The organism is Gordonia iterans (genome assembly GCF_002993285.1).
GTDB lineage: Bacteria > Actinomycetota > Actinomycetes > Mycobacteriales > Mycobacteriaceae > Gordonia > Gordonia iterans.
The window spans coordinates 1,888,889-1,914,160 of the sequence record NZ_CP027433.1; the positions used below are offsets into that span (position 1 = coordinate 1,888,889).

At 68.7% G+C, this 25,272-nt stretch carries 28 protein-coding genes and 2 tRNA genes; 21 read left to right on the plus strand and 9 right to left on the minus strand.

Going from position 1 to position 25,272, the window contains the following annotated elements; translation table 11 throughout:
- Positions 1–22: 22 nt before the first annotated feature.
- Entirely contained in the window at positions 23–511 is a 489-nt protein-coding gene (locus tag C6V83_RS08590) for an acyl-CoA thioesterase (protein ID WP_105943822.1), read from the plus strand.
- Positions 508–1,230: a hypothetical protein gene (locus C6V83_RS08595; RefSeq protein WP_234353931.1), complete on the plus strand. Its 723-nt coding sequence runs from the start codon at positions 508–510 to the stop codon at positions 1,228–1,230. Before C6V83_RS08590 ends, C6V83_RS08595 begins: the two co-directional genes overlap by 4 nt.
- A gap of 171 nt (positions 1,231–1,401) precedes the next feature.
- Here C6V83_RS08595 and C6V83_RS08600 read toward each other — a convergent pair whose 3' ends face one another.
- Positions 1,402–3,039, minus strand: coding sequence for a glycoside hydrolase family 13 protein (locus C6V83_RS08600; protein WP_105942049.1), 1,638 nt, complete (start codon positions 3,037–3,039; stop codon positions 1,402–1,404).
- 24 nt (positions 3,040–3,063) lie between these two features.
- The gene (locus C6V83_RS08605; protein WP_105942050.1) at positions 3,064–3,456 is read right to left on the minus strand and encodes a globin; all 393 of its coding nucleotides are present in this window, start codon (positions 3,454–3,456) and stop codon (positions 3,064–3,066) included.
- Positions 3,457–3,644: 188 nt separating this feature from the next.
- Between C6V83_RS08605 and ctaJ the strand changes: the two genes are divergently transcribed.
- Together ctaJ and C6V83_RS08615 are read left to right on the plus strand one after the other, a co-directional pair.
- A complete protein-coding gene (gene ctaJ, locus C6V83_RS08610; protein ID WP_105942051.1) occupies positions 3,645–3,893 on the plus strand; it encodes an aa3-type cytochrome oxidase subunit CtaJ in 249 nt (82 codons plus the stop codon).
- Positions 3,880–4,380, plus strand: coding sequence for a DUF5130 family protein (locus tag C6V83_RS08615; protein WP_105942052.1), 501 nt, complete (start codon positions 3,880–3,882; stop codon positions 4,378–4,380). The genes ctaJ and C6V83_RS08615 overlap by 14 nt, the downstream gene beginning before the upstream one ends.
- 210 nt (positions 4,381–4,590) lie before the next feature.
- Here the strand turns inward: C6V83_RS08615 and pepN are convergent, their stop codons facing one another.
- A complete protein-coding gene (pepN, locus tag C6V83_RS08620) occupies positions 4,591–7,176 on the minus strand; it encodes an aminopeptidase N (RefSeq protein ID WP_105942053.1) in 2,586 nt (861 codons plus the stop codon).
- Positions 7,177–7,209: 33 nt separating this feature from the next.
- On the minus strand, positions 7,210–7,692 hold the full coding sequence (locus C6V83_RS08625) for a hypothetical protein (RefSeq protein ID WP_105942054.1): 483 nt from the start codon (positions 7,690–7,692) through the stop codon (positions 7,210–7,212).
- 258 nt (positions 7,693–7,950) lie between these two features.
- On the opposite strand from C6V83_RS08625, the gene C6V83_RS08630 reads away from it, so the two are divergent.
- On the plus strand, positions 7,951–8,538 hold the full coding sequence (locus C6V83_RS08630; RefSeq protein WP_159067480.1) for a hypothetical protein: 588 nt from the start codon (positions 7,951–7,953) through the stop codon (positions 8,536–8,538).
- 145 nt (positions 8,539–8,683) lie between these two features.
- Positions 8,684–9,292, plus strand: coding sequence for a mycothiol-dependent nitroreductase Rv2466c family protein (locus C6V83_RS08635; protein WP_105942056.1), 609 nt, complete (start codon positions 8,684–8,686; stop codon positions 9,290–9,292).
- A 21-nt stretch (positions 9,293–9,313) separates the two neighbouring features.
- On the opposite strand, the gene C6V83_RS08640 is transcribed toward C6V83_RS08635, so the two are convergent.
- Complete coding sequence (locus C6V83_RS08640; protein ID WP_105942057.1) at positions 9,314–10,327, minus strand: M48 family metallopeptidase; 1,014 nt, start codon at positions 10,325–10,327, stop codon at positions 9,314–9,316.
- Positions 10,328–10,350: 23 nt separating this feature from the next.
- Here C6V83_RS08640 and C6V83_RS08645 point away from each other — a divergent pair, with 23 nt between their 5' ends.
- The 3 genes from C6V83_RS08645 (at position 10,351) to C6V83_RS08655 (ending at position 12,715) form a co-directional block, all read left to right on the plus strand.
- Positions 10,351–10,821, plus strand: a complete 471-nt coding sequence (locus tag C6V83_RS08645; RefSeq protein ID WP_105942058.1) for a ribose-5-phosphate isomerase — start codon at positions 10,351–10,353, stop codon at positions 10,819–10,821.
- A gap of 13 nt (positions 10,822–10,834) precedes the next feature.
- Positions 10,835–11,656, plus strand: a complete 822-nt coding sequence (locus tag C6V83_RS08650) for an Fpg/Nei family DNA glycosylase (RefSeq protein ID WP_105942059.1) — start codon at positions 10,835–10,837, stop codon at positions 11,654–11,656.
- 195 nt (positions 11,657–11,851) lie between these two features.
- The gene (locus C6V83_RS08655; RefSeq protein ID WP_234353932.1) at positions 11,852–12,715 is read left to right on the plus strand and encodes a PE-PPE domain-containing protein; all 864 of its coding nucleotides are present in this window, start codon (positions 11,852–11,854) and stop codon (positions 12,713–12,715) included.
- Between the two features lie 112 nt (positions 12,716–12,827).
- Here the strand turns inward: C6V83_RS08655 and C6V83_RS08660 are convergent, their stop codons facing one another.
- Complete coding sequence (locus C6V83_RS08660) at positions 12,828–13,544, minus strand: L,D-transpeptidase family protein (protein WP_105942061.1); 717 nt, start codon at positions 13,542–13,544, stop codon at positions 12,828–12,830.
- A gap of 197 nt (positions 13,545–13,741) precedes the next feature.
- On the opposite strand from C6V83_RS08660, the gene C6V83_RS08665 reads away from it, so the two are divergent.
- The 3 genes from C6V83_RS08665 to C6V83_RS08675 are packed head-to-tail and all read left to right on the plus strand — an operon-like array spanning position 13,742 to position 16,036.
- Positions 13,742–14,503 carry a hypothetical protein gene (locus C6V83_RS08665; protein WP_105942062.1) on the plus strand — a complete coding sequence of 254 codons (762 nt, stop codon included), beginning with the start codon at positions 13,742–13,744 and terminating at the stop codon, positions 14,501–14,503.
- Positions 14,504–14,516: 13 nt separating this feature from the next.
- Positions 14,517–15,260 carry an ABC transporter ATP-binding protein gene (locus tag C6V83_RS08670; RefSeq protein ID WP_105942063.1) on the plus strand — a complete coding sequence of 248 codons (744 nt, stop codon included), beginning with the start codon at positions 14,517–14,519 and terminating at the stop codon, positions 15,258–15,260.
- Positions 15,257–16,036, plus strand: a complete 780-nt coding sequence (locus tag C6V83_RS08675; RefSeq protein WP_105942064.1) for an ABC-2 transporter permease — start codon at positions 15,257–15,259, stop codon at positions 16,034–16,036. The genes C6V83_RS08670 and C6V83_RS08675 overlap by 4 nt, the downstream gene beginning before the upstream one ends.
- Positions 16,037–16,140: 104 nt before the next feature.
- Here the strand turns inward: C6V83_RS08675 and C6V83_RS08680 are convergent.
- A tRNA-Gly gene (locus C6V83_RS08680) sits at positions 16,141–16,214 on the minus strand.
- A gap of 153 nt (positions 16,215–16,367) precedes the next feature.
- Here C6V83_RS08680 and C6V83_RS08685 point away from each other — a divergent pair.
- The 5 genes from C6V83_RS08685 (at position 16,368) to clpX (ending at position 20,944) form a co-directional block, all read left to right on the plus strand.
- Positions 16,368–16,441, plus strand: a tRNA-Pro gene (locus tag C6V83_RS08685).
- 66 nt (positions 16,442–16,507) lie between these two features.
- Complete coding sequence (tig, locus tag C6V83_RS08690; protein WP_105942065.1) at positions 16,508–17,860, plus strand: trigger factor; 1,353 nt, start codon at positions 16,508–16,510, stop codon at positions 17,858–17,860.
- A 321-nt stretch (positions 17,861–18,181) separates the two neighbouring features.
- Entirely contained in the window at positions 18,182–18,760 is a 579-nt protein-coding gene (locus C6V83_RS08695; protein ID WP_105943824.1) for an ATP-dependent Clp protease proteolytic subunit, read from the plus strand.
- Between the two features lie 31 nt (positions 18,761–18,791).
- Positions 18,792–19,472, plus strand: a complete 681-nt coding sequence (locus tag C6V83_RS08700) for an ATP-dependent Clp protease proteolytic subunit (RefSeq protein ID WP_105942066.1) — start codon at positions 18,792–18,794, stop codon at positions 19,470–19,472.
- Between the two features lie 197 nt (positions 19,473–19,669).
- Positions 19,670–20,944 carry an ATP-dependent Clp protease ATP-binding subunit ClpX gene (gene clpX / locus C6V83_RS08705; protein WP_105942067.1) on the plus strand — a complete coding sequence of 425 codons (1,275 nt, stop codon included), beginning with the start codon at positions 19,670–19,672 and terminating at the stop codon, positions 20,942–20,944.
- Between the two features lie 127 nt (positions 20,945–21,071).
- Here the strand turns inward: clpX and C6V83_RS08710 are convergent, their stop codons facing one another.
- Positions 21,072–21,716 carry a class I SAM-dependent methyltransferase gene (locus C6V83_RS08710; RefSeq protein WP_105942068.1) on the minus strand — a complete coding sequence of 215 codons (645 nt, stop codon included), beginning with the start codon at positions 21,714–21,716 and terminating at the stop codon, positions 21,072–21,074.
- Positions 21,713–22,681, minus strand: a complete 969-nt coding sequence (locus C6V83_RS08715; RefSeq protein WP_105942069.1) for an NAD(P)/FAD-dependent oxidoreductase — start codon at positions 22,679–22,681, stop codon at positions 21,713–21,715. Before C6V83_RS08715 ends, C6V83_RS08710 begins: the two co-directional genes overlap by 4 nt.
- Before the next feature lie 96 nt (positions 22,682–22,777).
- On the opposite strand from C6V83_RS08715, the gene C6V83_RS08720 reads away from it, so the two are divergent.
- From C6V83_RS08720 to mobA, 4 genes are all read left to right on the plus strand, one after another.
- Positions 22,778–23,359 carry a helix-turn-helix domain-containing protein gene (locus C6V83_RS08720; protein WP_105942070.1) on the plus strand — a complete coding sequence of 194 codons (582 nt, stop codon included), beginning with the start codon at positions 22,778–22,780 and terminating at the stop codon, positions 23,357–23,359.
- Positions 23,360–23,399: 40 nt separating this feature from the next.
- A complete protein-coding gene (sodC, locus tag C6V83_RS08725) occupies positions 23,400–24,026 on the plus strand; it encodes a superoxide dismutase[Cu-Zn] (protein WP_105942071.1) in 627 nt (208 codons plus the stop codon).
- A gap of 379 nt (positions 24,027–24,405) precedes the next feature.
- On the plus strand, positions 24,406–24,501 hold the full coding sequence (locus C6V83_RS19080) for a DUF2510 domain-containing protein (protein ID WP_159067481.1): 96 nt from the start codon (positions 24,406–24,408) through the stop codon (positions 24,499–24,501).
- A gap of 164 nt (positions 24,502–24,665) precedes the next feature.
- Positions 24,666–25,268 carry a molybdenum cofactor guanylyltransferase gene (gene mobA, locus C6V83_RS08735; protein WP_105942073.1) on the plus strand — a complete coding sequence of 201 codons (603 nt, stop codon included), beginning with the start codon at positions 24,666–24,668 and terminating at the stop codon, positions 25,266–25,268.
- Positions 25,269–25,272 lie beyond the last annotated feature (4 nt).

Consider the following 25,272-nt stretch of genomic DNA (forward strand, 5'->3'; position numbering starts at 1 on the left):
GGACGAGGAGGTGGCTGACGGAATGCCCCAAGACGGAGTGGTCGAGAACCGCAGGCTGTTCGAGGACGCGGGACACCGGACGGACGACGGTTACGTGGTCCAGGTGCCGGTGCGCTGGTCGGACATGGATGTCTTCGCGCACATCAACCACGCGCGGATGGTGACCCTGCTGGAAGAGGCCCGTATCCCGTGGCTCTTCTACGAAGACAAGCCCACGCACGCGATGCGCAAGGGCTGCCTCGTCGCCGATCTGCACGTGAAGTACCAGGGCCAGATCCGCCACGACGAGTCACCGATCGCGGTCACCATGTTCGTGGAGCGGCTGCGCGCCTGCGACTTCACCGTCGGGTACGAGGTGCGGCCTTACGGCGCAGGCGCCGATGCGAAGCCCGCCGTGGTGGCCAGCACTCAGCTCGTGTCGTTCGACATCGACACCCAGCGTCCGCGCCGCATGACCCCGGACGAGAAGGACTACCTGCGTTCCTTCGTGCGTGAGACGACGCCGGCGTGACCGGCGACGGGGCCGCGGGAACGGTCCGCGGGCTGCGGCTGGCCTCCGCGGGGGACCGTCGCGACGCCGCCGCCTTCCTCGCGCGGGCGGCGCGCATCGATGACTCCGGGGTGATCCGGCTCAAGCAACGGTCCGACGGCGCCGTGGGGCTCTGGGTGCGGACCGGCTTCGACGTCCTCGCCACGCGCTCGGTGTTCGGCGCGGTGGAACCGTCCGACGTGGTCGGCGACGCCGGGGCCCTGGCGGCGGCGCTCGCCGACGCGGGCGACACCCCGTCGCCGGAGCCGTACTCGGTCGGGTTCGCGTTGCCGGCCGCATGGCGCGGCGCGCTGCCGGCCTTCGACGGATACCTCCACCTCGACGACGTTCCGGCTCGGGAACTGATCGCGCTCGCGCGCAAGGGCGCTCAGGTGGCGCGTGACGAGTCGGGCGCGCACGGTCCGGCGTCGTCGTTGCTCGATCAGGAGGTGGTCGAGGTGACCTCCGAAGACGCCCCGGACCGGCGCGCCGGGATCACCATGCGTGCGGTCTTCGCGCTGACCGCGATGGGCTTCGTCCGCGATGCGCAGGGCCGGGAGATCTCCGAGGACTCGCCTCTCGATGCGATCGCTGCCGGGGAGCCGGTCCGGGTGCGCAGCAGCGCCGCCTGGATCCGTGTCGATGCCCGCTACGGGTCGGTGTACCAGCGACGCGCCGCGCTCGGCGTGTCGGTGCTCTGAGCGCATCTGGGATCGGGTTGGTCTCGATACGCGGCTCACTTCGTTCGCCGCTACTCGACCACCAAAAGACGGCCGCGCGACCAGCACAGCCGTTCCGGATTGGTGGTCGAGTAGCCGGGCGAACGAAGTGAGGCCCGGCGTATCGAGACCCGCCCGCCGCCGGTCGCGCGATCAGACCAGCCAGGCGGCGGCGTTCGGCGCGAGCATGCCGTCGACCAGGGGGAGGCTGAGCAGCAGGATCTGGCCGTGCGGCAGCGGCACCGGGGAGGTGGTGCCATTCAGCGCGCAGATCAGTCCGCCGGGGCGCCGGAACGCCAAGCAACCGGGCGGCGCGCCGTACCAATCGACGCGGTCACCGCTGAACTCCGGGCGGGCGTAGCGCAGTTCGATCGCCTGGCGGTACAGCGAGAGCGTCGAATAGACGTCCTCGAGCTGGGTCTCCACCGTGAACCGGTTCCAGTCGGCGGGGATCGGCAGCCAGGTGTCCGGCGAGGAGCTGAAGCCGAACGGCGGCTCCTCACCCTCCCAGGGGATCGGCACGCGGCAGCCGTCTCGCCCTCGTTCGGTGCGGCCCGAGCGCTCCCAGACGGGATCCACCAGCGCGTCGTCGGGCAGGTCGGCGTCGGGGAGACCGAGCTCGGCGCCGTTGTAGACGAAGACCGTGCCCGGCAGGGCCAACTCCACCAGGGCCATGGCGCGAGCGCGTGCGATCCCGATGCCGAGGGCGTTCTCGGCCGCCCACTCGGGGTCGGGGTAGTCCGCGGGCACCGGCGGGGTGTAGCGGGTCACCTCGCGCGGAACGTCATGGTTGGAGAGTGTCCACGTCGGCGTCGCGCCGACCGCGGCGGTGGCGGCGAGGGACTCGTCGATCGCCTCCCGGACCGCGTCGACGTCGAACGGGACGGTCGCGAGACGGAAGTTGAAGCCCAGGTGCAGTTCGTCGGGCCGGACGTACTTGCCGAACTCCTCGCTGGATTCCACCCACACCTCGCCGACGTTGGCGGTGCCGGGATACTGATCCATCACCGCACGGATACGCCGGTGGATCTCGTGCACCTCGTCGTTGTTGAACCGCGGATCGTCGTCGGTGTGCTTGAGGACGACCGCCGGAGTCTCCATGTCCGGGAGGCCGGGCGCCTTCGCCATCCCGTGCGCGACGTCGATCCGGAAGCCGTCGACGCCGCGGTCGAGCCAGAACCGCATGGTCTGCTCGAGGTCGGCCATCACCTCGGGGTTCTCCCAGTTGAGGTCGGGCTGTTCACGGGCGAAGAGGTGCAGGTACCACTCGCCCAGCTCGCCGTCGGGTTCGCGGATCCGGCTCCACGCGCGGCCGCCGAACACGCTGGTCCAGTTGTTGGGCGGGAGTTCGCCGTGCTCGCCGCGTCCGGGCCGGAAGAGGTAGCGCTCGCGCTCGGGGCTGCCGGGGCCGGCGGCCAGCGCGGCTGAGAACCAGGCGTGCTGATTGCTGGTGTGGTTGGGTACCAGATCCATGGTGACGCGGATGTCGCGGTCGTGCGCCTCGGCGACGAGCTCGTCGAAGGTCGCCAGATCGCCGAACACCGGGTCCACGTCGCGCGGGTCTGACACGTCGTAGCCGTGGTCGGCCATCGGCGACCGCATGATCGGCGACAGCCAGATCGCGTCCACGCCGAGCAGTTCGAGGTATCCGAGCTTGTCGATGACTCCGGCCAGATCGCCCACACCGTCGCCGTTGAGATCGGAGAACGAGCGCGGATAGATCTGGTAGACGACGGCGTTGGTCCACCATTGGTCCGGGGAACCGGATGGTGCTGTGGGATCGAAGCTCACGAGTGCGATTGTTTCACATCGCTTTCAGACGGGGCTGTTCATCAGCGAGTGCGCGGCGGCCTGGAAGTACTCGAGCAGCCGGGCGCGGTGCTCGTCGTCGAGGACGTCGGACGGAACGGAGGCGACGGCGATCTCCATGCAGCGCAGCCAGGCGTCGCGTTCGATCGGGCCGATCTTGTACGGGACGTGCCGCATCCGCAGCCTCGGGTGCCCGCGTTCGTCGGAATAGGTGTGCGGGCCGCCCCAGTACTGTTCGAGGAACATGCGGAGCCGCCGTTCGGCGCCCGTCAGATCCGCCTCGGGGTACATCGGCACCAGGACCTCGTCCTTGGCCACCTCGGCGTAGAAGCGCTCGGCGATCGCGCGGAAGGTCGATTCGCCGCCGACCTGGTCGTAGAAGGTGCTCACGTCCACCATTGTCCACGATCGTCCGGCGGGCAGCGGCACCGCACGGGGCGCCCGCCTTCCGCCGTGCGCAGAGATCTACGACGCGCTGTAGGCCCTCCGCGCACATGGCGGCACGGGGTGGGTTAAATTAGACAGGCAACTTCGCGGCCCTGACGGGTCAACTGCGCCCGAGCGGGGCGCTTGTCGAAAGGCTGACAGTGGAAGACTGGATCGTCAACGTCGGGATGGTGGTCATCGTTCTGACGGTGATCTCCGTGGCCGGGTGCGTGATCTCGATGCTGTTCTCCTCGGGTGTCCGGCGCCCGAAGATCCCCGAGTACACGCTGGATCAGAAGTGGACGCGCTCGCCCGCGCTGTTCAGTGCAACCGAGATCGAGCCGATGGCCCTGCCCCGCCATTTCGAGCCGGCCGACACCGAGGGAGGGTACGCAAGTGGCAAGTGGTGACATCGCCCAGCAGAAGGCCGGCGTGGTCGATCTGATCGGCGCCTACAACGACGAAGGCCTGCCTCTCGGCGCCGCGGTCACCGCGAGCGGCCGGATCTCGGCGGCGCTGTTCCCCGGCGCGACCTTCGACACCCCGCCGTTCCGGCGCGACGAACTGATCGCGCTCGACGACGCGCTCCGCGACGCGAGCAACCTGGCGGAAGTGCGTTTCTCGGTGTACATCGGCGACCTCAGCTCGGACCTGGAGGGCGACGCCCGTCAGATCCTGGCCCGCGCTCCCGAGCCCGCCTACGGCACGCTGATCGCCGTGTCGCCGAACACCCGCGACGTGGTCGTGGTGTCCGGCTCCGAAGTCGCCGGTCGGGTCAACGACCGGGTCGCCGAACTCGGCGTGACCGCCGCCGTGTCCGCGTTCAAGCAGAACCAGCTGATCGACGGCCTGGTCTCGGCCCTGCGCGTGATGGCCACCGCCGTCGCCCGCCCGTAGTACTCACGACGTCAGGACCCGGTCTCGCTCGCGAGGCCGGGTCCTTTGTCGTGGTCTCGACTCCGCTCGACCGTCGAGGGGCTTCGCTCGACCGTCGAGGGGCCCGCTCGACCGTCGGGGGCCCGCTCGACCGTCGGGGGCCCGCTCGACCGTCGGGGGGCTTCGCTCGATCAGCGAGGGTTTCCTCGCTGATCGAGCGGAGTCGAGATCTCAGCGCGCGTCGAAGGCGCGGGCCCGGAGCGCGCGCTCGACGCCCGCGCGACCCTCGGAGATCAGCCGCGCGAGTGCCGGCGGCACGTCGCCGGAGGCCAAGAACGCGTCGGCCGCGGCCAGCCCGTCCTCGCTGATCTCCCACGACGGGTACAACCCGACCACCACAGTCTGCGCCACCTCAGACGAACGACGACGCCACAGTTCGCCGACCTTCCCGAAATACTCGGCGGTGAACGGAGCGAGCAGCTCGTATTGGCCGGGCCGGGCGATGCCCTCGACCATCGACCGGACTGTGACGTTGGCGACCGCGTCGTCGTCGAAGGCGGTGGCCCACGCTCCGGTCTTCGCCGCGGCCAGCGGCCGAGCGGCCCGGGCAGCCGCGGCGTGCCGCGCGCCGGCGGCGGTGTTGTCGCGTTCCGCCTCGGCGTCGATCACCGGTGTGGCCTCGGCATCGGGATCGATCGCTCCCGCTGCGGCGAGCGCCTTGACGAGCTTCCAGCGCAGTTCGGCGTCCACGGTCAGACCGGGCAGGCCGACCGACGCGGGATCCGCGCCGTCGAGCAGGGCTCGCAGCCCGGCGATCTGGTCGTCGTTCACCACTCCGCCGAGCAGGGCGGTCACGAACGCGAGCTGGTGGTCCGATCCGGCCTCGGCGGCGCGCGCCAATGTCAGCAGCCGTGCTGCGAACTCGGTCCGGCCGGTGTCGGCCGCCCAGCCGGGCTCGGCGTAGCTCTCCAGCGCGGTCGCCGCCTGCAACAGGACCCGCTGAACCACCCCGACCTCGGTCTCGGCACCGATGCCCGCGCTGACCAGAGCGACGAAGTCGCGGGCGCGCATCTCCGCCTGCCGGGTCATCTCCCAGGCCGCCGACCACACGAGCGTGCGGGGGAGGGGATCGGCGATGTCGCCGATCCGGGCCGTCGCGGTGGCCAGCGACACCGGGTCCAGGCGCACCGACGCGTAGGTGAGGTCGTCGTCGTTCAGCAGGATCAGAGCGCCCCTCGGCACCCCGATCAGCTCGGGCACCTCGGTGCGCGGCCCGTCGACGTCGATCTCGACGCTGTGCGTGCGCACCAGGCGGCCGTCTTCGTCGTCGTAGATGCCGATCCGCATCCGGTGGACGCGGATCTCGCCCGCACCCGGCTCGGCGCCGCCCTGCACGACCGCGAAGTCGGTGAACCGGCCCTGGTCGTCGAGCTGGAAGTCCGGGTGCAGGGCATTGATACCGGTGGTCTTGAGCCACTGCGCGCCCCAGCCGGACAAATCCCGGCCGGAGGCGCGTTCCAGTGCTCCCACCAGATCGGCGAAGGTGGCGTTCCCGAAGCGGTGCTCGGCGAAGTATTCGCGCAGACCGGTGAGGAACGGTTCCAGTCCGACGTAGGCGACCAATTGCTTGAGCACCGAGGCGCCCTTGGCGTAAGTGATGCCGTCGAAGTTGACCTCCACCGCGGCGATGTCGGGGATGTCCGCGGCGATCGGATGCGTCGACGGCAGCTGATCCTGGCGGTACGCCCAGCTCTTCTCCACGTTGGCGAACGTGGTCCAGGCATTGGTGTACTCGGTGGCCTCCACCTGGGAGAGGACCGAGGCGAAGGTCGCGAAGGACTCGTTGAGCCAGAGATCGTCCCACCACTGCATGGTCACCAGGTCGCCGAACCACATGTGCGCCATCTCGTGCAGGACGGTCTCGGCGCGCCGCTCGTACAGGTAGCGGGTCACGCGGGAACGGAAGACGTAGTCCTCCAGGAAGGTCACCGCACCGGCGTTCTCCATGGCCCCGGCGTTGAACTCGGGGACGAAGAGCTGGTCGTACTTGCCGAACGGATAGGGGATGCCGAAGGTCCGGTGATAGAACCCGAAGCCCTGCTTGGTCTCGGTGAAGAGCCGGTCGGCATCCATGAACTCGGCGAGGGAGGCGCGGCAGTACAGACCGAGCGGAATGACGCCGTGCTCGTCGGTGTACTCGTCTGTCCATGTGGCGTACGGTCCGGCGATGAGCGCGACGAGGTAGGTGCTCATCACCTCGGTGGTGGCGAACCCGACGCGCTTGGCGTCGCCGATCGTCTCGGTCTCGGCGACCGCGCCGTTGGAGATCACCTCCCAGTCGGAGGGGGCCAGCACGCTGATCGAATAGGTCGCTTTGAGGTCGGGCTGATCGAAGCAGGCGAACATCCGTTTGGCGTCCGCGGTCTCGAACTGGCTGTACAGGTAGACCGCGCCGTCGGCCGGATCGACGAAGCGGTGCAGGCCCTCGCCCGTGTTCGAGTAGGCACAGTCGGCGACCACGGAGAGGACGTTCTGCTCGGCGAGCCCGGTCAGGGGGAGCCCGACGGACTCGTCGAACGACGTCACGTCGAGTTCGGCCCCGTTGAGCGTCGCCGAGATGAGGTTCGGGGCGACCAGCTCGATGAAGGACTCCGCCCCCGGGGTTGCGGTGAACCTGACCTCGGTGCGGGACCGGAAGGTGGTCTCCCCGGGGCCGCCGGCGCCGTCGGTGAGGTCGAGGTCGATCCGGTAGTTCTGGACGTCGATGAGCGCGGCGCGCTGCTGGGCAGCCGACCGCGTGAGATTGGGAGCAGTCACGCGGTCGACTCTAGCTGCGTGTCCCAGCCTCCGTCAGTGGGCGACGAAGGCGCCGCCGCCGGGAATCGACGGCTGGCCGGCGTTGGGGTACGCCCACGAACCGCGGATCGCGGTGGTGAACAGGATCTGTCCGGAACCGGTGAAGGCCACCGGCCGGAACTGCGCCGGATCCCGGAAGTGCGGGCACGGCTTCATCCGGACATGGCCGCGGTGGCCGGTCGCGGTGTTCACGTAGTCGACGTCGACGAGCATGCCGGCCGCGGACGACGAGCACACCGCCGGTGACGCAGGCGCGGTGAAGGCCGTCCATCCGCGTCGGCTGGTCGAGTCGGCGGTGATGCCGACGAACAGCGGCGCCGGGACCACCAGGCCGCTGACCTGGACGCCGGAGGCGGGGATCTGGGTGACCGGGAACGGGACCGCCGACGCGGGCGCGGCGAGAACGGTGGTGGCGGTGATCGCGGAAGCGACGGCGGCAGTGGCGATCACCGCGGTGAGGGCTTTTCGGGTCTTCATGACGGTTTCCTCATGTGGGGCTCGTGTGGGTACTGCCCGACCTGAACCTCACGCTAGTGAACCGCCGATGTGACGACAAGCACGAATGCGTCTCGATCGGCGGCAGGTGAGAGCGGCATGGCCGAACTCTGTCAGCTGAGCCGAGTAATCCGAACGGATGAATTCGGCTGGATACGGTCCGCTCTCGCAAATCTGAGAATGTCCTGTGATTCGATGTCGGTACTGCAGAACCACTGCGGAGAAGGGGAGGAAAGACAGATGAAGCGCGTTGTTTCGATCCTGGGAATGCTGGCGGCCGCCGTCGTGGCGTTGCTGGTGGTTCCGGTCGGTACGGCAGGGGCGACTCCTGCGCACGCAGTGGACCTCGGGCCGGTGCAGGTCGAGCTCGTCGATGGGGCCATCGCGCTCTCCGTGACCTCAGGCGCGGTGAAGCAGGTCGGCAACGAGTTGGAGCTCACGAACGCGCGCGGAGTCGTCAAGAACCGGATTCCCCTCAGTGTGACGACGTCGGACCGCAAGACGTACCCGCTGCGCGCGAACGTCGCCGCGGACGGCAAGTCCGTGCATCTTTCGCCGGCGGCCCTCCCCAAGCGGCCCCTGCCCAAGCCCAAGAACAAGGAGCAGGCATACAACCAGATGATGAAGCTCTGGAACCAGAACGCCGCGTGCGTCGGTCCGGCGGCCGCCGTCGGTGCGCTCATCGGGCTGTTCTTCATCGTCGGATGGATCGTCGGCGGCCTCATCGGCGCTTACGTCGGACTGGAGAACTGCGGCCGCGGGGTCTGGGGCGACCGGTACCGCGGTGAGACCGTCCGTGCGTTCTGGAAATGGTGGAACTGGGGCTGATCCGGGTTTCTCGACAGTCAGGACACCATCGGTCCGGACTTCTGCGGAAGTCCGGACCGATGGCATCGCCTGACATCGAGTGGACGCAGGCTGCGTGCTTGGGTCGCAGCACTCGCCGCGGCGACGAGAGTGGTTGAATGGCGTCATGGCTGAACGTGATCGCGTGGACTTCTGGTTCGACCCGCTGTGCCCGTGGTGCTGGATCACCTCGCGCTGGATCCTCGAAGCCGAGCGGGTTCGGCCTATCGAGGTGAACTTTCACATCATGAGCCTGGCGGTGCTCAACGAGAACCGGGACATCCCGGACTCCTACCGGGAGATGCTCGCCCGGGCGATGGAGCCGGTGCGGGTGCTGGCCGCGACGCAGGCCCGGCACGGCGATGCGGCCGTCGCCGAGCTGTATACGGCGATGGGTACCCGGCGGCACAACGAAGGGGAGCAGGACATGTCGGCGGTGATCGCACAGGCCCTCGCCGATGCGGGACTGGAGGCGGACCTGGCTGACGCGGCGACGACGACCGAGTACGACGACGCTGTCCGCACCAGCCATCACGAGGGCATGGACAAGGTCGGCGACGACGTCGGTACGCCCACGATTCACGTCAACGACGTCGCCTTCTTCGGTCCGGTGCTCTCCCGGATCCCGCGCGGCGAGGAGGCGGGCCGCGTCTGGGACGGCGTCGTCGCCCTGGCCTCGTACCCGCACTTCTTCGAGCTCAAACGCACCCGGACCGAAGACCCGGAGTTCGGCTGACGGCGGGATACTGCTGACGGCTCAGAACTTGGGCGGCGGATTCAGACCGTTGGGCAGGGCGCCCGGCGGCAGATCCGTCGGCGCAGGCGGCGGCGCTATCGGCACGGCGTGCCCGCTCCCGACGCCGCGCTTGATCGCAGTCGGACGGCGGAACAACGAACCCGACCGGCTGCGGTCCCGGAGCGCGGCGGCGCGCCAGGTGAGGACCGGGTGCGTCGAGAACAGATTCACCAGGGTGACGAAGAATCCCTTCTCGCGCGTCGCCCGGTCGGCGAACTGATCGAAGTCGACGGCGCTGAGCATGTACTTGCCGGCCGAGAGCAGGCCGATCGCTCCCGGAGCGCCGGACGGCCGCGTGTAGTAGCCGTAGTTGTCGGCGCTGTATTCCTGGGCGCGGGAGAGCGTGGTGCCCAGGATCGGCACCGACATCAGGGTTCCGGTGAGCAGCTGTCGCCAGTAGGAGGTGTGCCCGGCCGCGATGTGGCCCACCTCGTGCCCGATCACGAACTCCAGCGCCTCCGGACTGCGGGCGCGGCCGCCCACCTCGAACAGGTCCGAGTAGACGACGATGTAGCGGCGGAACCCGTGTCCGGACGCGAACGCGTTGACCGCGCCGTTGCCGCTGACCACGAATCCGTCGGGAACATAGTGCAGGCCGTAGCGCGCGGCGGCGTCGACCATCATCCGGTAGCCCTCGGGGAACTGCGTGGGCGTCATCTGCACCCCGTTGACCCGCTGCTGAGCGAACAACAGGCCGCGCGCGAGAAAGATGATGAGCGGCATCGCCAGCAGCGCCAGGAAGTAGTCGCTGATCATGCCGTTCGAGACGAGCAGCAGGATCGCCGCGTAGCCGAGCAGTGTCAGCAGGACCAGCAGCACCAGGAGTGGGATCTCCCACGGGTGCAAGCGGGGCGGCCCGGAGTACGGGGCCGGCGGTCGCCAGACCGCGTCGGGGCCGGGTTGATGGACCGGCGGCTCCGCCACGAGGGGATCGAAGACGCCGGGAACAGAGGGGATGGGCGCGTGGCTGTCCACGACACCAATCTATAGTGACGTCCATGCGGATTTACCTGGGTGCCGACCATGCCGGTTTCGAGCGCAAGAACGAGATCGCCGATCATCTGCGAGCAGCCGGCCACGAGGTGGTCGACTGCGGAGCCCACGAGTACGACGCCCTCGACGACTACCCGCCGTTCTGCATCGAGGCCGCCGAGCGTGTGGTCGCCGATCCGGGCAGCCTGGGCATCGTCCTCGGCGGCAGCGGAAACGGCGAACAGATCGCGGCGAACAAGGTCAAGGGTGCGCGCTGCGCACTGGCCTGGAGCGTCGAGACCGCGCAACTGGCGCGCGAGCACAACAACGCGCAGCTGATCGGACTCGGCGGCCGCATGCACTCGAAGGAGGAGGCCCTGGCGATCGTCGACGCCTTCGTTTCGACCGCCTGGTCGGAGGAGCCGCGTCACCAGCGCCGCATCGACCTGCTGGCCGACTACGAGCGCACCGGCGAGAACCACCTGCCGCAGGCCTGATCGGCACCCGTCGGTGCCCGAGGGGCATGCGCTGCACCGGCTCGCCCGGCGGCAGCAGAAGCAGTTCGGAGGGCAGCGCGTCGCGGTGAGCAGCCCGCAGGGGCGGTTCGGTCCGGAGGCCGCGCTGCTCGACGGCCTCGTCTTCCAGAGCGCCGAAGCGTGGGGCAAGCACCTCGTCTACCGGTTCGGAGCGTCCTCGCTCCCCGACGGGGACCGCTCCTGTCGGCTCGTGCACATCCACCTGGGCATCTACGGCGCCTTCACCGAGGAGCCGCTGCCGATGCCCGAGCCGACCGGGCAGGTCCGGCTGCGAATGGTCGGCGACGACCTGGGCGTCGACCTGCGCGGTCCGAACTCCTGTGAGCTCTACACCCCGGCCGACCTCGACGCGCTCGTCGCTCGGCTCGGTCCCGACCCGCTGCGCGGCGACGCCGAGCCCGATCACGCTCGGGCGCGGATCGCGCGCTCGCGGCGCGCGATCGGCTCCCTGCTCATGGACCAGAAGGTGATCGCAGGGGTCGGCAACATCTATCGCGCCGAAGTGCTGTTCCGGGCCGGGATCGACCCGATGCGCCCGGGCACCACGCTGACCCGGGACGAGTTCGACACGATCTGGGCGGACCTCGCCGAACTGATGCCGATCGGAATGGCGACTGGACGCATCCACGTCGTACGTCCCGAGGACGACCACGGCGCTCCCGCCTACGCGCCGAATCGGCCCCGTACCTATGTCTACCGGCGGGCGGGGGAGCCGTGCCGACTGTGCGGGACGACGATCCTGTGGCGTGAGCTGGAGGGCCGCAATCTCTTCTGGTGTCCAGCCTGTCAGTCGTGAAGCGAGGGTGGCCGGACTCACCGCGACCGCCGGCGATTCTTACCGTGCACTCAGGTTTCTGACCCGGCTGTCCCAAGCAGGCGACGGCAGTCTTGACCCATGGAGAGCGACCGCAGTGGACACCGTGTCCCGGGAGCCGGTGTCGAGGCGCACCGGCGATCCGGCCGACCTGTCCTGGGACCCCTCGTACTCGCCGTGGGCGGGACCGGTGAATCGACGCCGGGCGACGACCCGGCTTCGGTGACCGGCATGCTGGCGCGCGTCACCGACGAACTCGACGAGCGCTTCTCGGCGCGCTGGGTGCCGTATCCGGCCAGCTACGGCCCGGCGGCCAGTCTCGACGGCGAGTGCTACCTCAGCAGCGTGGCCCGCGGCGTGACGGCGCTCGCGCAGGCGATCGACGACGCCGTCGCCGAGCAGCCGGACCGACCGGTGATGCTGATCGGCTATTCGCAAGGCGCGGTGGTGATTCGCAGTCTGCTCGCCCGGCCGGCGACCGGCCGGTACGCGGCGTCGGTCGCCGGGCTCGGCTTCGTCGCCGATCCGCATCAACCGCCCGGCGCGGTTCCGGGCTGCGACGGGTGGGGCGTGGCGGGTCGCGGACCCGACCTGCCCGCCGAGATCCCGGCATTCTGGGTCGGCGCGCCCGACGACGTCATCTGCAACGCCAGTCCCGATTCGCTGATCCGGGACGTCGCGGACCTGTCCGGCATGTTCTCGGTCGACCAGGTGCGGACCTGGCTCGCGGACGTCTACACACGGGTGCGGGACGCCGAGCTGCAGAACGCGGCGCGGACCCGGCTGGCGCCGAGCCAGTGGATCCGGGACGTGCGGCGGCTGGCGATCGCGGCCCGCGAGGTCCGCGGCTACCTGCCGTCGTCGCTGCGGGTGCACCGGTGGCGCTGGGACAACCCGCTCGGCGGGCGGCACGTCTCGTACGGCACCGAGCCCTACCTCCGAGCGCCGCTGACTGCGCCGGACGTCACCGGGTGCCAGGTGCTCGCGCAGTGGATGCAGGTGCAGGCGACACTGGGCCCGCACCAGCGGTGCGCGGCCTGAAGGCTCGAGCCCGCGCAGCATCGCGACCTCGGACAACGGTGTCCGAAACGACTGTGGCCCCTCCCGGACGGGAGGGGCCACAGTGCTGGTTCAGTCGGTCGTCGCCGAAACCTCAGGAACCGACGCGGCTGGTCTGAGCGTTGCCGCCGCCGACGGTGCCCTTGACGACGATCGGAGTACCGCGGCCGACGTTGTCGTAGACCCACTTGCCGTTCTCGGTGCTCACGTTGATGCAGCCGTGGCTCACGTTGGTGTTGCCCTGCTGGTTCACCGACCACGGAGCGGCGTGGATGAAGATGCCCGAGTTGGACATCCGGGTGGCGTACTCGACATAGGTGCGGTAGCCGTCCGGCGAATCGATCGGCACGCCGTAGGTGGAGGAGTCCATGTACATGTCACGGTACTTCTCCATGGTGCGGTAGATGCCGTTCGGCGTCGGGTGCCGGTCCGAACCCATCGAGATCGGCATCTTCCTGACGAAGCGGCCGTCCTTCCACCAATAGATGGTGTGGTCCTGATCCACCGCGAGCGCGACGTAGCCGGTCGGCGTCGACACGTTCGGCATGGCCGGAACACCGGGCTCGGCCGGCGGCGTGGCCTTCGGCTTCGGCTTGGACTTCTCCGGGCTCGGCGCGCCGGGGATCTGCGGCAACTCGACCGGCGGGAGGCCGGGAATCACCGTGACCGGCTCCGCGGTCGCGACTGCGGGGACGGTGAGGGACAACGCTGCCGCGCTGACGGCGACAGCGACGAGCCGGGCGGTGCGACTCTGACGTCGGCCCGAGGGCTTGGCGGAAAACACTGTGGAAAACCCTTTGTTCAGCTTCATGGAGAACGTCCCCCGAGACGCTCGTCCATACATCGTTACACAACTGTTGTCATCGGGCCAAGCCGTTCTCGGTGTCCGCGAGGCCACATGCCGGTGAACTCCCAGGTCCTTGCCATCGCGTCCCGGGCGCAGTGAGGTGGACCACCGGCGGCGATTCGGGGTTGCTCGGCGGGTTTGATTAGGACAGGCTGTGCTACATGAGTGAGAAGGGCAAGGGCACGGTCTCCGCGCCGACCGTGGTGGTCTCGGCGCTGGCGGCGACCGTGGTCTCGGCGGTGATCGTCGGGATCGGCGCGCTGGGCATCAGTCTCATCGACCGCACCGCTGCCGGTCAGGAGCCGTCGACCGTCGTGAATCTGGGGACGCAGCAGCCGTACGGTGCCAACCCTCCGGCGGCGCCCGCTGCCCCGGCGGCGCTGGAGTCGGCGCCCGCGGACGCACCGGTCGACCTTCCGCCTGCGCTGGCTCCGGCCGCTCCCGCGGCGACGCCCGACGCTCAGCCGGCAGCACCCACCACCGCCTCACCCGGCGCGCCCACCACGCGCCGCTCGCCCCAGTCGATCCGGGAGGCCAAAGCGTCGGATCTGACCGTCACCGCCGAGCGGCCGACGAAAGTAGACCTGGAGTGGCAGTACGCCGCATTCTGGAACCCGCGCATACCCACCGCTGCCAAAATGGCGGTGGTCTACAACGGCAATGACCCGAAGGCCCGCAAGGAGATCAATCAGGTCATGGCGTCGAGCCAGACCTACGACTTCTTCTCGATGCGCGGGGCCGCGGCCGGTCCGCCGCGGATCAGCGGCAACCGGATGTCGATCACCTTCCGCGGCACCATGGCCGGGTTCCCTGTGATGCAGGTGAACTACTACTACCTGCGCGACGGCGGGCAGTGGAAGCTCGACTTCAAGCGGATCTGCGCCAGCATCGCGTGCAACGGCAATCCCGACTTCGGCTACTGATCCGCGCGCGACGATGATCCGAATCTCCGGGGTATCGAAGAGCTACGGCGACAAGACGGCCGTGTCCGGCGTGGCGCTGACCGCCGAGAGCGGCGCCCTCACCTATCTGCTGGGACCCAACGGTGCGGGCAAGTCCACCCTGCTGCGGCTCATCGCCGGACTGTCGTCGCCGGACCGAGGCGAGGTGACGATCGACGGCCGTCGCCTGGTCGACCATCGCCAGCCGTTGCGCACGATCGGCTTCAACATCGCCTCGGGTTCGGTGAATCCGGCGCTGACCGCCGAACAACACCTGCGGTGGCAGGCCGAGCTCGGAGGCGTAGACCGAAAAGCCGTCGGCTGGGCGCTGCGGCAGGTGGGTCTGGCCGGGGTCGCCGATCGGCCGGTCGGCAAGTTCTCGCTCGGCATGCTCCAGCGCCTCGGGATCGCCTCGGCGATCCTCGGCGACCCGCAGAATCTGGTCCTCGACGAGCCGGCCAACGGTCTCGACGTCGACGGCGTCCTCTGGCTGCGCGACTACTTCACCTATCTGGCGAAGAAGCGGGGCAAGGCTCTGCTGATCGCCTCGCACGACCTGCCGGAGGTGGCGATCACCGCCGACCGGATCGCGGTGATGGGGCAGGGGCGCCTGCTGGCCGACGAACCAGCCGCGGACCTGCTGGCGCGCGGGGAGGGGCCGCGCCCGCTGGAATCGGTCTATGTGGCGCTGACCCGTCACGCCGTCGAATACGGCCCGGCGGGGAAGGACAAGCGATGACGGCGCTGACTCGCGGGATCCGCAGCGAACTGTCCCGGTGGTCGTGGCGCAGCCCGGTGCTGTACTCGTTCGTTCCGCTCGCGATTCTCATCCCGGTGATCCTGAACGCGGCCATCGCCGTCGCAAGCCAGTCCGACCTGCTGCCCACCGACGGCGGCATGGAGACCGAGAACTCCGGCTACTGGGTGATCATCTTCACCACGTTCATCCTGATGCTGGCGGGCATCTCGTCCACCTGCGGCGAGTACGGCAACGGCACCATCGGTACTTATCTGGCGATCCAGCCCAAGCGCTGGGTGCTGCCGATGAGCAAGCTGATCACTTACGGGGGACTGGGATTTCTGGTCTCCCTGATGACCATCGCCGGGATCGTGGGTCTGTTCCCGCTGATCTTCCCGGATGTGTGGGGCGCCGTCTCGATCACATCGTCGTCCGGCCTGCGCCTCGTGTACGGCGTGCCGTTGCTGACGTTCTTCACGTGCGCGCTGGGGATCGGACTGTCGCTCCTGGTCCACCGATCCGGTGTGGTGGTGATGCTGGTGCTGCTGTGGAAGTTCGGCATCGAGGTCTTCTTCACCTTCATCCCCGGCGATCTCGGGCTGTGGCTGCAGCGGTTGTCGCCCTTCAAGAACGGTGAGCTCGGGGCCGGGCAGGTCGCGACCATCGACAGCCCGTTCGGCGGCGGAGCGGGCTCACTGGCCTACTTCGCGGTGTTGTGCGCGGTGTTCTTCGTCTGGGGTGTGGTCCGGCTGCACCGTGCCGAAATCCGGGACTGAGGTCGTCGCCGGACGTCGGACCGGCGGGTGCTGGACCGACCGAGCGTTGCGCCGATGCGAAACCGCCCGTGACCTGAATCGCTAGAGGTCACGGGCGGTTTCCGTGGAGCGGGTGACGGGAATCGAACCCGCGTAGCTAGTTTGGAAGACTAGGGCTCTACCATTGAGCTACACCCGCGTCGCGCACTGCCGATGTCCGGCATCGACGTCCGCGAGCACAGACACTACGTGACGTGGGTCCGGTGGGCAAAAGCCCTCCCCGGATGCGCCCCAGGGTGCCCCGACCCGTACGATGTTCCTTTGGTCGTATCGCATGTCGACGTCAGGGCCGCGGGATGTGGCGCAGCTTGGTAGCGCATCCGCTTTGGGAGCGGAGGGTCGCAGGTTCAAATCCTGTCATCCCGACCGATGTCCGTGGGCAGGCGCCCACCGGACCAGCACGTGAAGAAACCGCAAAGGAGCACCAACGTCGTGAAGAGCACCGTCGAGCAGCTGAGCCCGACCCGAGTCAAGCTGAATGTCGAGGTTCCGTTCGAGGAGCTGTCCGGCGATTTCGACCGGGCCTACCAGGCGCTCGCCCAGCAGATCCGGATCCCCGGTTTCCGTCCGGGCAAGGCCCCGGCCAAGATCATCGAGGCCCGCGTCGGCCGTCAGGCCGTGCTCGAGCAGGTCGTCAACGACGCCCTGCCCGCCAAGTACAGCCAGGCGCTGGCCGAGGCCGAGGTCAACGCGATCAGCCAGCCGGAGATCGACCTCGGCGAGCTGGTCCACGGTGAGCCGCTGACCTTCAGCGCCGTCGTCGACGTGCGCCCGGAGATCGCTCTCCCGGACTTCGCCGCCCTGTCTGTTGAGGTGGACCCGATCGAGGTCAGCGATGCCGATGTCACCGAGCAGGCCGAGCAGCTGCGTCAGCGCTTCGGCACCCTCGCCGCCGTAGAGCGCGGTGTGGCCAACGGCGACTTCGTCTCGATCGACTTGTCGGCGACCATCGACGGCGAGCCGGTCCCGGACGCCGCGACCGAGGGCCTCTCGCACGAGGTCGGCAACGGCGATCTGATCGACGGTCTCGACGATGCCATCCTCGGACTGAAGGCCGGCGAGACCGCCACCTTCACCACCACCCTCGTCGCCGGTGAGCACGCGGACTCCGAAGCCGAGGTGACGGTGACCGTGCAGTCGGTCAAGGAACGCGAACTGCCCGAGTTCGACGACGACTTCGCACAGCTGGCCAGCGAGTTCGACACTGCCGACGAGCTCCGTGAGGATCTCCGCCGTCAGGTGAGCGAGTCCAAGAAGTACGAGCAGGCCGGCGCCATCCGCGACGCCGTCCTCGACCAGCTCCTGGAGGAGGTCGAGTTCCCGCTGCCGGAGAAGGTGGTCGACGACGAGGTCGAGGCGACCCAGCACCAGCTGGTGCACGCGCTCGGGCATGACGACGAGCAGATCAACCGCTTCCTGGAGGCGCAGGGCAAGACGCGTGAGGAGTGGGACGCCGAGGCCAAGGAGTCGGCTGAGAAGTCGGTCCGCACTCAGTTGCTGCTCGATGCGATCGCCGACGCCGCCGAGACCGAGGTGGACCAGAGCGAGCTGACCCAGCAGATCATCATGCAGGCGCAGCGCTACGGCATGCCGCCGCAGGAGTTCATCCAGCAGCTGCAGAATGCCAACCAGATCGGCGCCCTGTACGCCGACGTCCGTCGCAACAAGGCGCTCGCCGGCGTGATCGGCGACGTGACCGTGAAGGACACCAACGGCGAGGTGATCGACACGGCGACCTTCTTCGGTTCGGACGACGACGCCGACGCCGAGGGCGACGACGCCTGATCACGCGCGCTCAGCACTGACCCGCACAGCCGGGGCCGGATATCCGGCCCCGGCTTGTGCGCATCGCGGCCGACGACGCCGGATCGCCGCGAGCGGGTGGCGTGCCGGCGGGCCTTCGAACACCCCTCGATTGTTCCGCTGTCAGCGAATCACCGGGGTGTGCGGAACATCCGGACCCCTCCGAGTGATTAATGTCGATGACAGCTTCCACCGCGGCCGGGTCGCCCGACGCGATCGCCGCCTTCGAGATGAAGAGGAAATTCAACTGTGAGCAACTTCTACACGCCCCCGAGTGCGACCGGTCCGTCCGCGACTCCCACGATGAGCTCGGGCGTCGCCGGCCTCAACCTGACCGACTCGGTCTTCGAGCGGCTGCTGCGCGAGCGGATCATCTTCCTCGGCACCCAGGTCGACGACGACATCGCCAACCGGGTCTGCGCGCAGATCCTGCTGCTGGCCGCCGAGGACCCGGACCGCGACATCAACCTGTACATCAACTCGCCGGGCGGCAGCGTGACCGCGGGCATGGCGATGTTCGACACCATGCAGCTGGCGCCCTGTGACATCTCGACCTACGCGATGGGCATGGCCGCCTCGATGGGGCAGTTCCTGCTGGCCGCCGGCACCAAGGGCAAGCGCCACGCGCTGCCGCACGCGCGGATCATGATGCACCAGCCGTCAGCGGGCATCGGCGGCACCGCGGCCGACATCGCCATCCAGGCCGAGCAGTTCGCGACCACCAAGAAGGAGATGAACCGGCTCAACGCCGAGTTCACCGGTCAGCCGCTGGAGAAGATCGAGGCCGACGCCGACCGTGACAAGTGGTTCACCGCCGAGGAGGCGAAGGACTACGGCATCGTCGACCACGTTGTCACCAGCATCGCCCGCCCCGGCGCCTGACCGGCCCACCCCGACACCTTCTGGAGAATCCATGTACAGCAACCTTCCGGCCGACGTCCGCGCCGGCATCCCCGAGTCGGCCGTCGCGCTCAAGCAGATCCAGGCGCGCTACATCCTGCCGTCGTTCATCGAGAACACGCCGAACGGTCAGCGGCAGTACGACCCGTACGCCAAGCTCTACGAGGAGCGCATCGTCTTCGTCGGCACGCAGATCGACCAGACCTCGGCCAACGACATCATGGCGCAGCTGCTGGTCCTGGAGAGTCAGGATCCCGACCGCGACATCACGATGTACATCAACTCGCCGGGCGGCAGCGTGCACGACATGCTCGCCATCTACGACACCATGCAGTACGTGCACTGCGACATCGTCACGGTGTGCCTCGGCGAGGCCGCATCGGCCGCCGCCATCCTGCTGGCCGGGGGCACCCCGGGCAAGCGTGCCGCGCTGCCGAACGCGACCGTGCTGATCCACCAGCCGCGTACCGGCGGCGCCTACCAGGGGCAGGTGTCGGATCTGGAGATCCAGGCCGCCGAGATCGAGCGCATCCGCCTCCGGCTCGACGAGATCCTGGCCAAGCACACCGGCCAGGACCCGGAGAAGATCCGCAAGGACACCGACCGCGACAACATCCTGTCGGCCGAACAGGCCAAGGAGTACGGCATCGTCGACGAGGTGTTCGAGTACCGCAAGAAGTCCGCACGCAAGTGACGTTCCCGCCGACACGCCGCCCCGACCGGCGGCGTGTCGGCGACTCGGGCCCGTAGGCTCGAATTCCCATCGCAATGGTGCGTCCGGATCCGCTGAATGCGGCCGGGCGCGAGGTATCCCGCCGAGTCGGCAGGTAGACGAGCAACCGCGCAGGTACCGTTGAGGTACGCGCAGATCAGGAAGTGGGTGCAAGCCACATGGCACGTATCGGAGAGGGCGGCGACCTGCTCAAATGCTCGTTCTGCGGAAAGAGCCAGAAGCAGGTCAAGAAGCTCATCGCCGGACCCGGCGTCTACATCTGCGACGAGTGCATCGACCTGTGCAACGAGATCATCGAAGAAGAGCTCGCCGAGACCAGTGACGTGAAGCTCGACGAGCTTCCCAAGCCCGCGGAGATCCGCGAGTTCCTGGATACCTACGTGGTCGGTCAGGACACCGCCAAGCGCACGCTCGCGGTGGCCGTGTACAACCACTACAAGCGCATCCAGGCGGGGGAGAAGAAGGAGCCGCGCGGCGGCGAGAGCGTCGAGCTGGCCAAGAGCAACATCCTGATGCTCGGGCCGACCGGTTGCGGCAAGACCTACCTGGCACAGACGCTGGCGAAGATGCTCAACGTGCCGTTCGCGATCGCCGACGCCACTGCGCTCACCGAGGCCGGTTACGTGGGCGAGGACGTCGAGAACATTCTGCTGAAGCTGATCCAGGCCGCCGACTACGACGTCAAGCGCGCCGAGACCGGCATCATCTACATCGACGAGATCGACAAGGTCGCCCGCAAGAGCGAGAATCCGTCGATCACCCGCGACGTCTCCGGTGAGGGCGTGCAGCAGGCGCTGCTGAAGATCCTCGAGGGCACGCAGGCGTCGGTGCCCCCGCAGGGAGGCCGCAAGCATCCGCACCAGGAGTTCATCCAGATCGACACGACGAACGTGCTGTTCATCGTGGCCGGCGCCTTTGCGGGCCTGGAGAAGATCGTCTCCGAGCGGGTCGGCAAGCGTGGCATCGGGTTCGGCAACGAGGTCCCGTCGAAGAACGAGATCGACACGACCGATCACTTCGCCGACGTGATGCCGGAGGATCTGATCAAGTTCGGGTTGATCCCGGAGTTCATCGGCCGGCTGCCGATGATCGCCTCGGTGACAAACCTGGACAAGGAGGCGCTGGTCTCCATCCTGTCCGACCCGAAGAACGCACTGGTGAAGCAGTATCGGAAGCTCTTCGACATGGACAACGTGGAGCTGGAGTTCACCCCGGACGCGCTGGAGGCGGTGGCCGATCAGGCCATCCACCGCGGCACCGGAGCCCGCGGTCTGCGCGCGATCATGGAGGAGGTGCTGCTGCCGGTGATGTACGACATCCCCAGCCGCACCGACGTCGCCAAGGTCGTGGTGACCGGCGAGACCGTCAGCGACAACGTGCTGCCCACGATCGTGCCGCGCAAGAAGCGCGAGCCCCGCGAGAAGTCCGCCTGATCCGACCCTTTGCCGGTCGAGCTTCTTATGCCGGTCGAGCCCCTTATGCCGGTCGAGCGGAGTCGAGACCACTCCGTTTCCAGAAGGGTGATCTCGACTTCGCTCGATCGGCGGGATGGCCGCTCGATCAGCTGGGTGCGAGCCGCGTCGCCCGTACCACTACGTCGTGCAGAAGGCGTTCTTCGCCTCCACCGGCCGGGACGGTGCGGGAGCCCTCGAATGCGGCCTCGATCCGCCATCGGTCGGCCGGCAATTGCGCGGTGATCCGGTCCGCGGTCGCCGTCGTCTCCTCGGGCGGCTCGGCGCGCCGATGTGCGTGCGCGCCGTCGTCGTGCCGGTGCAGGTGTCCGACGATGAGCAGCGTGCCGCCGACCGTCACCCACTCGGCGAGGCGCCGGTAGAACTCGATCTGGTCGGCGTCAGGGTGCGCGTAGAACGTGGTGACCAGGTCTGCGGGGCGTTCGGGCGCCCACGTCGTCAGATCAGCCTCGACCCAGTCGACCTCGACTTCTGCGGCCCGGGCCCGGCTCGCGGCGATCGCGAGCGCGGTCGGAGAGACGTCGGCGCCGGTGACTTGCCATCCGCGTTCGGCCAGCCAGACGGCTTCGGCGCCGGCGCCGCAACCGGCGTCGAGGGCGGTTCCGCGCGTCAGACCGGCCAGTTCGGATGCCAGGTACGGATGGGCGAGCGTGGTCTGCGGCTGCGTCTTGCCCGCCCACATCTCCTCCCAGCGGGCGGCGGTGAACCGCTCTGCGTGGTGCGGCCGGGTCATCGGTGCGCCTCTGTGAGCCCGGCCGCGACGGCGGTCTCGGCATCGGCGAAGATCAGGCTCATGTTGAGGCGGGCCGCCACCAGAACGCCGTCGGCGGAGGAGGAGGCGACCGTGGCGTGCTGGTCGCGGAGGTTCCCGGCCACCCACAGGCCGGGGACCGCGGTGCTGCCGTCGTCGCCGGCCGGTACGTATGTGCCGAACTCGTTCTCCGCGACCTCGAGTCCGAGGTCCCCGAACATCTCGACGTTGGCATGCAGGTGCGAAGGCACGGCGACGGCGTCGACCTCGATCACTCGGCCGTCGGCGAGCCGCACGCCGCCCAGTCGTCTTGCTTCGTCCGAGCCGCCCGGAGCCGGCGCGCCGACGATCTCCGTCACCACTCCGTGGTGCACCTGGACGCCCATCGCGTCGACCCGGGCGAGCGCCTCGTCGTCGTAGGTGACGCCGTTCGTCAGCAGCACCGTGTCGGCACTCCACTGCCGGAACAGCAGCGCCTGCATCCACGACATCGGTCCGGTGGCGAGGACGGCGATCCGGCGGTCGCGGAACTCCCACCCGTGGCAGTACGGGCAGTGCAGCACCTGGGTGCCCCAGTGGTCGGCGAGGCCGGGGACGGCTGGAAGCTCGTCCCGGACGCCGGTGGCGGCGAGCACCGCGCGACCGGACAGCCTTGTGCCGTCGCCGAGCTGCACGGCGAATCCGTCGTCGGTTCGTGCGACTCCGACCACCCGGCCGTCGATCACCTGCCCGCCGTAGCCGGTCACCTCGGCCCGTCCGCGGGCCGCGTACTCGGACGGGGCGATCCCTTCGGCCGCGACCAGACCGTGGATGCCCTCGGCCCGCGCGTTGCGCGGCGCGCCGCCGTCGATCACTGCGATGCGACGGCGGGCGCGCGCCAGAGTCAGGCCCGCGCTGAGTCCGGCCGCGCTGCCGCCCAGCACGAGCACCTCGTAGTCGTGGGTCATGGTCGTCCTTTCGTTCGGCGAGTCGATCCTGTCGCGATGGTGCGCCGCCCGGCGGCGTATGTGCAAGCTCTTTTGCCGAATGGCAAAGTCGGAACGATGAAGGACGATCTGGACCGATCCCTCGACGCCGTCGGTCCGCGCTTGAGGCAATTGCGCGGCAATCGCGACGTGACCCTCGCCGACCTCGCCGCGCAGACCGGCATCTCGGCGAGCACCCTGTCGCGCCTGGAGGCTGGTCTCCGGCGTCCGACGCTCGAGCAGTTGCTCCCGCTGGCCCGCTTCTACGGGGTCACGCTCGACGAACTGGTCGACGCGCCCGCGACCGGCGATCCCAGGGTGCACATCCGGCCGACCGTCGACGAGTGCGGTCGAGTAGTGCTTCCACTGAGTCGCCGTCCCGGTGGGATCCAGGCCTACAAGATGGTGATCCCGCCGGCGGACGACGTCGCCGATCCGGAGCTCAGAGTGCACGAGGGGCACGACTGGGTGTACATCCTGAGCGGCACGCTGCGGCTGATCCTCGGCGAACACGACCTGCTTCTGAAGCCCGGTGAGGTGGCCGAATTCGACTGTCGCACACCGCATTGGTTCGGTGCGACGAGCGCGGGCCCCGTCGAATGCCTGACGCTGGTGGGAAAGCAGGGCGAGCGTGCGCACGTTCGGGCTCGTACCAGGTGAACCCTTGGAGTCGGCCGAACGGGTGACTACGGTGGGGAGCATGACCTCGCGACGCACCTCCCGGTCCCTGTCCGCAGTTCTCCTCGCCTCGGCGACGGCGGTGGCGCTGGTCTCGTGTAGTTCGGACGAGTCGTCCAACAGCGACTCCCTGACCGTCCCGATCAACGATGCCGCGGGTGAGCAGATCGCGACCGCGGAACTGGAGTTCGACGACGGCTACGTGACCGTCGAAGTGCAGACCACACGGCCGGGCAAGCTGACTCCGGGCTTCCACGGTCTGCACATCCACTCGGTCGGCAAGTGCGAACCGAATTCGGTGGCGCCCGCGGGTGGTGAGCCCGGCGACTTCCTGTCGGCCGGTGGCCACTTTCAGGCACCCGGTCACACCGGGCATCCGATGAGCGGCGACCTGTCGTCGCTGCAGGTCCGCAGCGATGGCTCCGCGCTCCTGGAGACGACCACCGACGCGCTGACCAGAGCCGACCTGGAATCCGGTCAGGGCACCGCGATCATCATCCATTCCGGCCCCGACAACTTCGGCAATATTCCCGGGGACCGCTACAAGCAGAACGACGGCACCCCGGGCCCCGACGAGACGTCGATGATGACCGGCGACGCCGGCACGCGCGTCGCCTGCGGGGTGATCTCAGCGGGTACTGCACGCTGAGCGCGGTCTGCCGGGTAGCGTCACCGGTATGGCCCCAGGAACGCCTCGAGTGGTCGATTGACACCCTCGAATCGGTGGGCTGGTCCGGCCGAATGATGACGGGGACCTTGTCCATTGCGGCTTCTGGCGGGACGTATCAGTTCAACGTCGCGAAGAAGCTTGGATCAGTGTTCGCCGATCAGGTCCGGTCGGTGCTGTCGGGGGACCAGCCGACACCGCGATCGGCCTCGATGCCCAACAGGCCTCATTCCGCTCCCGCTGTCGGCGCGCAGGCGTTCCCCGGTCCCGCGCGGAATGCGCCGCCGCGCTATCCGCAAGTCCCTCCGCCCGGTCAGCAGCCACGGTTTCTCCGTCGGCGCCGCCGCGTCACGCGCCGCCGGTGTCGGGGCCACCACCGGGGTGGTTGCAGAATCCCGACGATCCCACCCAGAAGCGGTGGTGGGACGGGCAGCGCTGGACCGGACACATCCAGTAACCCTTGGGCCCGTCCCAACTGTGGCGTAGCTCTTGCGCTCGATCGCGCCGACGTGCGCGAATGCGCGTGCGGGGCCGGATCCGGTGGGAATTACGCCACGGTAGGGTCAGGGCTTCCGCGCAAAGGGCTTCGCGGCGGGCCCCGTTGCCGACAGAATGGGCCCCATGAGTGAGCAGACGCAGCACGGACTGGCCGGGATCATCCTCGCGGGCGGTCGATCCCGCCGCATGGGTCAGGACAAGGCGAGCCTGGAATGGGAGGGCCGGCCGATGCTCCAGGTGATCGCCGAGTCGATCGGCGAGCGCTGCACGCCGGTGATGGTCGCCGCACCGGCCACCTCGCAGGCCTACGACGAACTCGCCGGGCAGTCCGAGCTGGCCTGGATCACCGACGAGCAGGCCGGATCGGGTCCGCTCGGCGGCATCGTCGCGGCCCTCACGGCCGCCAAGGAGGCCGATGCCTCGGCCGCCTTCGTCTGTGCGACGGACCTGCCGCTGGTGAGCTCGCAGCTGATCGACGAGCTCCTCCACGCCCTGACCGGCACTCCCGACGTGGTGATTCCGTTCGTCGACGGCCGCGACCATCCGCTGGCCGGAATCTACCGGGTACGCGCCTTGCCGGCCTTGCAGGCGAAGCTCGCCTCGGGTGACGTGCTGATGCGCGACGCCCTCGAAGCCGTTGTGACCCACCGCGTCGGGGTCAGCGACCCGCGCTGGCTCACCAACGTCGACGCCCCCGAGGACCTGCACCGCCTGCGCACCGCGTAGCGGG